The 11,296-nt window shown below is 50.5% G+C and carries 9 protein-coding genes and 1 pseudogene; 4 read left to right on the forward strand and 6 right to left on the reverse strand.

Annotated features, from left to right (window positions below):
- Positions 1 to 57: 57 nt before the first annotated feature.
- Positions 58 to 1,005, reverse strand: a complete 948-nt coding sequence (locus L350_RS06055) for a glycosyltransferase family 2 protein (RefSeq protein WP_032626190.1) — start codon at positions 1,003 to 1,005, stop codon at positions 58 to 60.
- Positions 1,005 to 1,400, reverse strand: a complete 396-nt coding sequence (locus L350_RS0122570) for a GtrA family protein (RefSeq protein WP_306792277.1) — start codon at positions 1,398 to 1,400, stop codon at positions 1,005 to 1,007. Before L350_RS0122570 ends, L350_RS06055 begins: the two co-directional genes overlap by 1 nt.
- A gap of 120 nt (positions 1,401 to 1,520) precedes the next feature.
- Here L350_RS0122570 and L350_RS06050 point away from each other — a divergent pair.
- A protein-coding gene (locus tag L350_RS06050; RefSeq protein ID WP_103215986.1) for an IS1-like element IS1A family transposase occupies positions 1,521 to 2,218 on the forward strand; the annotation gives its coding sequence in 2 pieces (ribosomal slippage) (positions 1,521 to 1,770 and positions 1,770 to 2,218; 699 coding nt in all).
- A 763-nt stretch (positions 2,219 to 2,981) separates the two neighbouring features.
- A pseudogene (locus tag L350_RS24495) lies at positions 2,982 to 3,800 on the forward strand (DUF4225 domain-containing protein).
- Here the strand turns inward: L350_RS24495 and L350_RS06045 are convergent.
- The 3 genes from L350_RS06045 to L350_RS06035 all read right to left on the reverse strand — a co-directional run bounded on the left by L350_RS06045 (position 3,778) and on the right by L350_RS06035 (position 6,922).
- Positions 3,778 to 4,104 carry a hypothetical protein gene (locus L350_RS06045; protein ID WP_023298582.1) on the reverse strand — a complete coding sequence of 109 codons (327 nt, stop codon included), beginning with the start codon at positions 4,102 to 4,104 and terminating at the stop codon, positions 3,778 to 3,780. The pseudogene L350_RS24495 and the gene L350_RS06045 overlap by 23 nt on opposite strands.
- A 401-nt stretch (positions 4,105 to 4,505) precedes the next feature.
- Positions 4,506 to 6,293 (reverse strand): hybrid sensor histidine kinase/response regulator, encoded by a 1,788-nt coding sequence (locus L350_RS06040; RefSeq protein ID WP_032626244.1) that lies wholly within the window; start codon positions 6,291 to 6,293, stop codon positions 4,506 to 4,508.
- The gene (locus L350_RS06035; RefSeq protein ID WP_032626246.1) at positions 6,290 to 6,922 is read right to left on the reverse strand and encodes a response regulator transcription factor; all 633 of its coding nucleotides are present in this window, start codon (positions 6,920 to 6,922) and stop codon (positions 6,290 to 6,292) included. The genes L350_RS06040 and L350_RS06035 overlap by 4 nt, the downstream gene beginning before the upstream one ends.
- A gap of 175 nt (positions 6,923 to 7,097) precedes the next feature.
- Here L350_RS06035 and L350_RS06030 point away from each other — a divergent pair, with 175 nt between their 5' ends.
- Together L350_RS06030 and L350_RS06025 are read left to right on the forward strand one after the other, a co-directional pair.
- Positions 7,098 to 7,412, forward strand: coding sequence for a lipoprotein (locus L350_RS06030; protein WP_003862457.1), 315 nt, complete (start codon positions 7,098 to 7,100; stop codon positions 7,410 to 7,412).
- A gap of 113 nt (positions 7,413 to 7,525) precedes the next feature.
- Positions 7,526 to 10,573 carry an autotransporter family protein gene (locus L350_RS06025; protein ID WP_032626249.1) on the forward strand — a complete coding sequence of 1,016 codons (3,048 nt, stop codon included), beginning with the start codon at positions 7,526 to 7,528 and terminating at the stop codon, positions 10,571 to 10,573.
- A gap of 61 nt (positions 10,574 to 10,634) precedes the next feature.
- Here the strand turns inward: L350_RS06025 and L350_RS06020 are convergent, their stop codons facing one another.
- Positions 10,635 to 11,162: a helix-turn-helix transcriptional regulator gene (locus tag L350_RS06020; RefSeq protein ID WP_045308383.1), complete on the reverse strand. Its 528-nt coding sequence runs from the start codon at positions 11,160 to 11,162 to the stop codon at positions 10,635 to 10,637.
- Positions 11,163 to 11,296 lie beyond the last annotated feature (134 nt).

Below are 11,296 nucleotides of genomic sequence, written 5' to 3' on the forward strand. Positions count from 1 at the left end.
CCAAGCACAGCAAAGAAAAAAGGGAAAGGTCTGAATTTAGATGTCATTTTTTTAACCTTACTGATGTGTTGATTTTTCGATGAAAAACTTAGGTCTTTTCTTGCTTTCCATATAAATCTTGCCTACGTACTCACCAATAATGCCAAGGCAAAGCATCTGAACCCCACCAATAAAAAGAATTGCCAAGATCATCGACGCCCAGCCACTTACTGTATGCCCCAAGAAATACTGCATTAATGTATAGAAAACGCCGACTGTAGAAAATATTGATATTATAAAACCGAGTGCAGTGACAATTCTTAGTGGGGTCACGGAAAAAGATGTTATCCCCTCAAGAGCTAAGGCAAGCATCTTTCTTAGGGGATATTTTGACTCACCAGCAACTCGTTCGTGTCGTGAGTAGTAAACTTTGTCACTAGGATATCCAATAAGAGGTATAAGGCCTCGAATATATAGATTCTGCTCTTTGTACTGCAAAAGTGAATCAAGTGCTCTACGGCTTAGCAATCTGAAGTCAGCATGATTTTCTACCTGATTTACACCAAGTTTTGTCATCACTTTATAGAAAGTCTCAGCGGTGATTTTCTTAAATAAACTGTCTGAAGTTCTGTCATTCCTAACGCCATATACAATGTCACTGCCAGAATGATAGGTATCAACCATTTTCTCAATTACAGATGTATCATCTTGAAGATCTGCGTCGATACTTACTGTGATATCAGATTTAGTGCATGAGGAAAGGCCTGCCATTAATGCTGTCTGATGGCCTTTATTTCTAGATAGCTTAACGCCCTTGACATGATGGCTAGAAATAGATGCTTTTTCAATTAAAGCCCAAGTGTCATCTTTGCTTCCGTCATCAACGAAAACAATATCACTTGTTCTTGCAATTTTATTATTTTCTATCATTTCTTCTAAGCGCGAAGATAACTCAGATAGGCAAAGATTAAAAACCTCCTGCTCGTTATAGCAAGGCACGACTATTGAAAGAACTGGCGCATTCATTATTTCATTACCCAAAGTTTATTTATAAAAAAACCTGATGCGGTGTAAAAAAACATCCCTATCAACTGGATGATATATTTGTTTTCCATACCTATTCCTATGGCAAGCCTCATGGCTATTATGTTAATAAGATAACAGTATGCGCAGCAAAATATGAACTTTGTTAATCTTCGCAGCGTAGGTCGTGAGGAAAAGGTGAAATATGTATTGAGGGCGTAACTAACTAAGATACCCACAACATATCCAAACAAATTAGAAAGGTATAGGCCGCAACCAAGCGCCGTGAGAGTAATAATCACGAAGGCTGTAACGAGGGTATTCATGCCGCCTACCATGCAGTACCGTAATGCTTGGTTCTTGTAAATAGTTGATAAGTTCATATCCATCTGATACATCGCTTAAACTTCATGGTGATAAGAGCAATCTTAAATTGCGGGAGTTTAGCACCTTATGAGGGCTTGGTGATACTACCAACTTACTGATTTAGTGTATGATGGTGTTTTTGAGGTGCTCCAGTGGCTTCTGTTTCTATCAGCTGTCCCTCCTGTTCAGCTACTGACGGGGTGGTGCGTAACGGCAAAAGCACTGCCGGACATCAGCGCTATCTCTGCTCTCACTGCCGTAAAACATGGCAACTGCAGTTCACTTACACCGCTTCTCAACCCGGTACGCACCAGAAAATCATTGATATGGCCATGAATGGCGTTGGATGCCGGGCAACCGCCCGCATTATGGGCGTTGGCCTCAACACGATTTTACGTCACTTAAAAAACTCAGGCCGCAGTCGGTAACCTCGCGCATACAGCCGGGCAGTGACGTCATCGTCTGCGCGGAAATGGACGAACAGTGGGGCTATGTCGGGGCTAAATCGCGTCAGCGCTGGCTGTTTTACGCGTATGACAGGCTCCGGAAGACGGTTGTTGCGCACGTATTCGGTGAACGCACTATGGCGACGCTGGGGCGTCTTATGAGCCTGCTGTCACCTTTTGACGTGGTGATATGGATGACGGATGGCTGGCCGCTGTATGAATCCCGCCTGAAGGGAAAGCTGCACGTAATCAGCAAGCGATATACGCAGCGAATTGAGCGGCATAACCTGAATCTGAGGCAGCACCTGGCACGGCTGGGACGGAAGTCGCTGTCGTTCTCAAAATCGGTGGAGCTGCATGACAAAGTCATCGGGCATTATCTGAACATAAAACACTATCAATAAGTTGGAGTCATTACCCAAAGTAGGGTGATCTATGATAGATATCACATGGTAGGATTCTGGCAGGGTTAGATTGATTTCTTTATAAACGATTTAATCATAATACATTGGTGAGAATGTGTGTCTTTTGCAAGGCAATCCAGCCAAAAAGCCCTTTCTCAAAAGTTGAAAAAAGCAGTTCATAAGCAGTTTCAAAGGGATTGAAAATCCCCGTGTCCTTGGTTCGATTCCGAGTCCGGGCACCACTTATTTATAACCCTCGCTTCGGCGGGGGTTTTTGCTTTCTGAGTCAGCAACTCGTTGTTTGAACAGTAGTTACCGCCCTTATCTCTCCTCCGGCCCCGCTTCCCGGTGGTACAACTGGCGTTGTTTACCGCCTTTACCGCCACACAGAAGCAGAAAAACCTGACCTTCACCGATCTATTTGAGCATTACAAATGCACATATCAATTGGACAGAGCCCGACAGAGCGGCATCACGTATCCGTGATTACCCCCCATCGGCTAACTGTTTTATTAGATTCATCGGTGGTAAATCCATCCGGGACATCCTGAAAAGTGACCTTTCGGCGTTCCGTACACTGCTGGAACAGGCCCTGGCTAACCGCAGTAAAGTAGGCCGAGGAACGAAGCTGTAAAAAGCGACTTCTACTTCAGACACCGTAACCACATTGCTACTATATTGTGTGTGCGTTGGCACGCATGGCTGTCATGGGGGCGTTTATCAGTCTAAGCAGAGGCCGGTAAAGCAATTGAGAGGAACTACAATGGATGCAGCATTACTTAACATGATGCGCTCAGATGGAAGAAATAAAGCCTGGGCGGAAACTATGGTGAATATGGAAGCCAGGAAACTGGTAAATACAGCCAACACTCTGTCGGCTTTTCATCTCAGCGATAGTTTGACTCGAATGAAGTTTGTTCAGGAAATTCGGGACCTCATAGAACATCAGTTTACGTTAGCTCGTCGGGCTAAATCAGATGAAGAATGCATGGAATGCGTTAAAATTCTCAGAGAAGAAAACAGTAACCTGCTGGAACAAGCGCGTTAATTAAGAACGAAGGCAGCGAAGCTTTGCGCTAAAGTCGAGTTTATCCGAGAGAATAACAAAATTGTTGGGTATGTGATCTCGGCTGTTAGTGTTGTCCTGGCCGGTGCTGAAATAGCCGCAGGATTTACCCTCATAGGCACTATGACCCCTCTCGGGGTTCTTGCTGGTGCGATTCTGGTTACTGACGGGACAAACAGCATCAGTAAAGAAGTGGCTCGCTACGCAACTAACAACACTACCAGTGAAGGGCTGGTCGCGAATGCCGCGATGTCTACAGCTGAGTTTATGGGCTTTAGTCGTGAGAATGGGTTAGGTGTCTACAAATCAATTTCACTGGCCGCTAATGCGTACACCATTTTTGGCTTGTTACGGCGACCTGGTACCTGGCGACTGTTTCGTTATCTCCCTGCTGACTATTACCGAAAGGTGAGCACACTGAGCCGCCCGCAGCTTACAATGAAAATAGCGGGTTATGGCGTGAAAGCTAAGATTATTTTTGATCTGTTGTCCGTCAGCGACCCGTCCCAGAATTAGTCAGCATTTTACGATAACGCCAGGATTTGTAGCCAAGTTTTGCTGGCGTTATATACCAGATGAAAGGTAGTACAATCAATAATGTGAGCGCAAGTGTCAGGCTTGTATCCTTGGATGCAAGTAAAAGAGTTAAAGCCAGTATGATGAAGGCAATAATAGTTATCCACTTCATAGCCTTAAAACGATTGGCCAGATCATGAGTTACGCTATCAAACGAACCACCGTAATTTTCAATATTGTTTTTTAACTTTTGAAGATCTCGTTTGCTAAAACCTGATTTTAAAAGTGCCTCTTCGCTGGTCATTCTATTATCCGTCCCATAACTCACTGAAACCTGTGACGAAGTTTAACTTAATTTTGCGGATAAATCGCTACCTGACGATATTCGTCAAATCTATATATATCAACGAGTTGAAGATATCTTAGAGTATACGCTCGAAAACTGACATTATTGCCCACTGCGGAACTTCGCTGGTAGCAACTCTAATGACTCCTTCGGGACCGTTTCCAACATCTCCCGCCCTGCCCGGTAGAAGCAACATGCAGATCACCACAGGAGGCTGAATCATGCACGATGAAATCATTAATCAGGCCCGCGAAATCCTCCCTCAGCGGCTCAACCATACCGACACATTGGCATCACAGCAGGACACCGCGTACTATCTGGCCCTACAGTGGAGCGCAATGCTGCTATTATCTATTCCCCTATCCACGACACCCTGACCATTGCGTCAGCAGCGCATGCAGTTTAGCCGGCTCCAGAGGCTTGCGCAGCACCAGATACCCTTCCTGCTCCGCCTCCAGCAGAACCGGTGAATTAAATTCGCCGCTGACTATGGCGCCGCTCATATCCGGCAGACGGTCAAAAAGCGCTTTCAGGATATCGAAGCCGCTTTCGCCGGATCGCAGACGCTGGTCGCACAGCACGGCGAACGGCGTAAAGCCGTCGTCGATTATGGCAAACGCTTCTTCAGCCGAGGCCGCACAGCGTACGTCGATTCCCCAGATGTTCATCAGGCTCTCCCAGGCAGACGTCACCAGCGGGTCGTCATCGACGACCAGGCAGGAACCGTGCAGGGGCGCATAGCGTACCGGCGTGGCGGTGTTGTCAGCGGCGGGCGGGATATCCGGCGCGATGTCTTCGCCAGCATATTGGGTGAAGCGCATCCAGAAGCGTGAACCTTTACCTTCAATGGATTGCATCCCGTATTTCACCTTCATCAGCTTGGCACAACGGGCCACTACGGCCAGTCCCAGCCCGTGTCCGGCGCTGTCGATCTTCCATGCCAGCTCGGGGCGGTAGTAAGGTGAGAAGATTTTGCCCTTCTCTTCATCGGCGATACCGACTCCCGTGTCCCACACCTCCACCATACACTCGTCACCGCGCGGTCGGATGGCGACCAGCACCCCGCCCTGGAGCGTGTAACGAAGGGCGTTTTGAATCAGGTTAATCAGGGACTGTCGTACCAGCAGCGAATCGCCCATCACGTAGATACGGCGTTTAGGCCGCCGGATGCACAGCCTAAGCGCGCGGCTGTTGGCCTCTTCGCGAAACAGCGTGATGACCGAGTCGAGCAGAGCACCGATATCCACTTTGGTCGGGACAGAGAGGACATTCCCGGATTCTATTTTGCTGAGATCGAGCAGAGAGTTGAGCATTAAATGTACCGAGCGAACGCTCTGCTGCAGGTCAAGAAGCTGTGGCGTCAGGCTGTCGTCCCGGTTTCGGTGGAGGATGGCTTCGATCAGAAAGCCCATAGCGTGTACGGGCTGGCGCAGATCGTGGCTGGCGGTGGTCAGAAACTGATTTTTATCCAGCAGTGCCTGCTCCGCGTCCTCTTTGGCCTGACGAAACTGTTCCGCCAGGCGTGAGCTTTTTTCCTCAAGCAGTGCCTGCTGAATAAAGAACGCATGGGAAGTTAACGCATGGCGGTAAATTGCGAAGCCGTAAAGCAGATTCAGCATGAGCACGATGAACATCAACTCATCCAGCCGCCAGATAATACCGAGGTTCAGCACCCCCCAGGAGGCGAAGAAAAAGCGCGTAAAGGTGCTGATGACCGGCGTCAGATGCGTCGCATTGGCGGCGACGATAGCGGCGATGCTGATATTAAGTAACAGGAAAAAGTCAAAATTCTGCGTCTGTGGAGTAATTAAATAGAGCGAAGAAATGCCCAGCCCGTGAATAAAGGCGATATTATTAATACGCGGAAGCCAGCGTCGCAGGACGTCCCTATCACCGTTTTCTTTCGCTTCACGCTGATAGCGTCGGTGCAATAGTCGTATCGCCACGGCACATAGCAGATAAATAATTATCCAGATAATCGTTGGGCCGAGGTCGTCCCCAAGCATATAAATCCAGATGGCGAAAGGAATACCCACAAAGGGCACAGCACTAAAGCTAAATACCAGCCGCAGAAAGGTGTTGTTTAGCAAACGGATCTGCGCCGGAGCAGAGATACCTTCGTTTTGTAAGCTCTGGAAAAACCTCATTCCGACGGTTCCTGCTTGCCGTGCAGAAGCGTGATGGCTTCGACCCGGCTGTTAACACCTATCTTTTTCAATATATTGCTGATGTGTTCTTTGACCGTGGGCTCAGAAATTGAAAGCTGCGCGGCGATTCGTTTATTTGGCAGGCCGCGCATAATCATATTTAATACGTCTATTTGTCGCGGCGTTAAGTTAAATTTACTTAACTTCTCATTATTTGCCTTAACGGAAATTTCGTTTCCCTCAGGAAACCAGGTCTGATTATCAGTGAGTGCGAAAACGGCCCGCGAGAACATCTCAGGTGGCTCGCCTTTCAATACAAAACCGTGTCCCCCGGCGGCATTAACTTTGCGCCAGATGTCATTATTGTCATCCCCGCTGACCACCAGGAGTCGTACCTGTGGGTAAAGTTGTTTTACTTCTTTGAGTAATTTCAGGGCCGTTCCGGAAGAGAGCCAAAAATCGATTACCAGCAAACGTGGCGGGCCATGATCCCTAATTTGGCGGTAGCAATCATCCTCATTCGTCACCACACACGCCTGTTTAAACTGGCAATGTGTAATCAGAAAATTGGCGATGCCGCTTGCTACCAATGGATGGTCATCAACGACTAACGCATAATTCTGTCCCAAAGGAGCCTCCTTTTACCTTCGCATATCTTAGAGTACAGATGAATTATTATCTACCCACCCTACTTTAGGAGGGTTTTTTCGATTAGGAAAGAGAAATATATTATTCGCTGATTTGGGTAAAAGAAAACATAAATACAATCAGTGAAATTAACTGGTTGGATATAAAGGATAATTTATGAAAAAACCACTAATCGTTTTAACCGTTACGTTGATGCTAGCCGGTTGTTCCACGTTGAAAACCGATCAGGCTATTCCACTCCTGCAAGCGGAGACCGCTAAAATGCTGGGACTGGGCTCATCGGATGAAATAACCGTGACCAACGTTAATGGCGCCCAGCCGGACGCACTGGGAGGACAAAAACTGTCTTATCGCGCCACGACAGAAAAAGGGCGTATTTTCGATTGTTCATCAATGATGATGCCGGGGATTTTAGGATCCGCACCGACGCTAAGCGCGCCAACCTGTACACCTGTTGTCACACATAAATAATTAACGCCGCATCAAAAGGCGTACATAAATAACGCCTTTTACATTTTTGACGTATCTGAGTTTTCATAAAAACGATTTTCCAGACATCACGCTAATGAGTACGGAGATAGCCCGTGAATAACTCTACATCGCATGCTTTAGCGGTTAAGACGCCGCTTTCCAGACTTTACCTCGCTCTATTTTCCGCGCCGCTGTTACTGTTTTTACCTGCCGATATCGCGCGTGCAGCCGATGTCTTTTTTGATGGCGACTCGCGTATTACCGAAACGCTGGGTTACACCGGAGATGTTTATGTTGGACGTAATCAACGCGGAAACCTGCTGATCGATAATGGCAAAATCACCGCCTATAACATCAATATCGGTCGGCTGTTCGATGGCAAAATTTATGAAAGCGTGGTCACGGTCCGTGGGCCAGACGCTGAGCTTAACGCGGTGAACGATCGGTACGTCCTGCGCGGCGACCTGAATCTTGGCCTCGGCACCCTGCGAGTTGAAGAGGGCGCGCTGGCAAGCGCAAAGGAGATTGTTGTCGGCACCACCCGGGGCTACGACAGCCACCTTATCGCCACGGGTGCCGGCTCTCGCGTGACCAGTAATTTTCTGAGCGTAGGCACCGATCTGGGCGCACGCTCCACGCTGGCAATTGAGGACGGCGCGGCGCTCAATACCGCCTACGATGCGCGCATCGGGAATGGTACCGGGCCGGGTGAAACCGACACGCTGAGCCCGAAAGCCACCGTCACCGGGAGCGGCTCACAGTGGAACGTTGGCCGTACGTTGACGCTTAATGGCGACCTGGACGTACTGAACGGCGGAGCGGTTAACGTTGGCGGCGTGCAGGTGGCAGGCGTCTCCGGCGCAGGGAAAACCGCCGAGCTGGTTATTGCGGGCAAGGACTCGCGCTTTACCAGCGGCAGCAGCGTGAGCGTGGGCGATTACGGCAATGGCGTGCTGTCTGTGATTGACGGCGGTTCATTTTCCGCTGGCAGCAATGCGCTGATCGTGGGGACATCGGGTTCCGGCTCGAACCGGGGTGCGCTCATCATCGGCAGCCGCGGCAATATGGACACCGGCACGGGTTTAACTGAGCCAACGCCTGGCACGGCGGGCGGCGCAGGTACCCTCGATGCGAAGACGGCAATCAGCCTGCGTGGCGGACTGTTCGGCAGCTATGTCTACTTCAACCATACCGACGGAAATTACCTCTTCAGCAACACGATGAGCGGTGAAGGTGATGTGATCAATACCTCCGGGCAGACGACGCTGAACGGCGATCTTTCCGCACTCAAGGCGAACGTAACCGCGCGGGGCGGTAAAGTCATCATTGCCAGCAATATTAATACCCAGCCAGAAGACGATATCTTTGATGTTCAGACGCTTAGCGCCGAGAACGGCGGTACGCTGATCCTCAACGCGACGGCGGGTTCAGACGTCAGCGACGGGGTCGGTTACAGCAGCGCCGCGTCAATCAAGTCCGGCGGCACGCTGGGCGGCAACGGCACGCTGGGCCAGACCGAGATCCTGTCTGGCGGGCATATCTCGCCTGGCGACGGCAATATCGGTACGTTGACGCTGAAACGCTATCTGAACTTTATCGGCGAATCCTTCTATGACGTGGATATCGCGGGCGATGGCAGCAGCGACCAGCTACTGGTATCGGGCAAAACCACCATCAGCGATCGGGCTAAGGTACAGGTCACCGCGCTGGATCCGCAAACCAGCTATAAAACGGGCCAAAGCTACCGCATTTTGACCTCCGACGGGGGAATTGACGGTGAGTTCGCCGGAGCGATTTCCAAATCCGCCTTCCTGGACGTGGCGCTTGAGCAAAGCACCAACGCCGTCGATCTGACCATCGCGCAGAAAGAGACCGGAGGCGAAAATCCTGGGGGCGAGAACCCGGGCGGTGAAAATCCCGGAGGCGAGAACCCGGGCGGTGAAAATCCCGGAGGCGAGAACCCGGGCGGTGAAAACCCCGGAGGTGAAAACCCGGGCGGTGAGAATCCTGGCGGCGAAAACCCGGGCAGCGGCAAGCCGGGCATTTTCCAGACCGTGGCCCAAAGCAGCAACCAGTGGAATACCGCTGGCGCGCTCTCCACGCTGACGCAAAGTGGCCCGTCGCTGGCGCTGTATAACTCGCTGTTGCTGCTGAGCGCGCCGGAAGCGCGCGAGGCGTTCAACCAGCTGTCTGGCGAAGTTTATCCATCAATGCAGTCCAACCTGATCGCTGGCAGCACGCAGGTGTTTAACGTGTTAAACCAGCGTATGCAGCGCGCGTTTGATAACGACAGCCTGCCGATCCCACCGTTAGCCATGTCGCTGGTGCAGCAGCCGGAGCCGCAAAACAATGGCGTCTGGGGCCAGACCTTCAGCTCCTGGAGCCGAAACAGCGGCGACGGAAACGTGGGCAAGCTGGACGGCAACACCACCGGCTTCCTGCTGGGGGCAGATCGCAAGCTGGCGGACCATAACGTGCGTGTCGGCGGCTACTTCGGCTACAGCCGGGGTGATTACGACGTCGACAGCCGTCGCTCCTCAACGGATACCGACAACTATCACCTTGGCCTGTATGCGGCGGGTCAACAGGATGCGTTCTCCCTTCGCGGCGCGCTGGGTTACACCTGGCACAAGATCGAGGGCGAGCGCAATGTTGATTTCAGCGGCTTCTCGGATCGGCTGAAGTCAGATTACGACGCTAACTCGCTGCTGGCATTTACCGAAGCGGGCTACCGTTTCGGCCAGCCAGACAGGAATATTGAGCCGTTCGTCAATTTATCGTACATCCGGCTGCATACCGACAGCTTCAGGGAAGACGGCGGTGCCGCTGCGCTGAGCGTCCGTAACGAAACGATGAACACCTTCTATTCCACACTCGGGGTGCGCGGTGTGACCGAGCTGCCGAAGAACGTTAACCTCTACGGTTCGCTGGGCTGGCAGCACGCTTATGGCGATAAGAATACCTCTTCGCGCATGGCGTTTGCGGGCAGCGACGCGTTCATTACTCAGGGGCAAGCCGTGGATGAGGACGTAATGGTGGGTGATATCGGCGTGAGCGTACAGCTGTCGCGTGCTGCGACGCTGGATGTAGGTTACCAGGGACAATATGGTGCGGATACCCGCGTCAACTCTGTTAACGCCAATCTGCGCTGGTCGTTCTGAATTATTTCCATTAAAAGAACCCGCCCTCGTGGCGGGTTTGTGCTTTTGGCTTCTGACGAAGCTAGGGATCGTTCCCAGCCGCGTCCAGCAGTTTGTTTTTAAAGATAAACAAACACGCCTCGTTGAAGTTCCCTGCCCCTAACCGCTCCGATAGCGCCGTTCGCTTGCGATAGAGGCTTTTAACCGACATATTCAGCTTATCTGCAATCTCTTCCATTGACCTCCCTGCCTTCAGCAACCGGAGCATTATCGCTTCATGTCTACTCAGCCGTAAGTTAAGCAGCCATTTGGTTGTCAGACGCCAGCCTTTCATATCAAGCACCAGATTGAATAACGACGCCATATCCGGAGGCGTAAGCGACGTGTTCATAAACAGCTTCATACTGTGCAGATCCTCCTCTCGAGGGCGCATATCCAGCATAACGCAGCAGATGGTTTTTCTCGTTCTGGCCGGATGGCGTATCAGGTAATCATATAAACGGAGCGGCGTACGGCTATCAATCAGTACAGTATATTCATTTGCGTCGGTATCAAATATGTTTCTGTCTATCGAACAGAGGCAAATTATATCCGGGAAAAATAGCCGCATCCCCCTGACAAGGAAACAATCCTGAGTCACTAACACTATTGAAGTCGCCACTAATCATCCCTTTTAGATTAAAGCAAGCCCGCCTCTTAAGAAACAAGGACGCTTTCGTTTATAGCGCTTTACATTAACGGCAA

The sequence above is a fragment of the Enterobacter sp. MGH 4 genome, assembly GCF_000534735.1.
In the GTDB taxonomy this organism is placed as follows: domain Bacteria; phylum Pseudomonadota; class Gammaproteobacteria; order Enterobacterales; family Enterobacteriaceae; genus Enterobacter; species Enterobacter intestinihominis.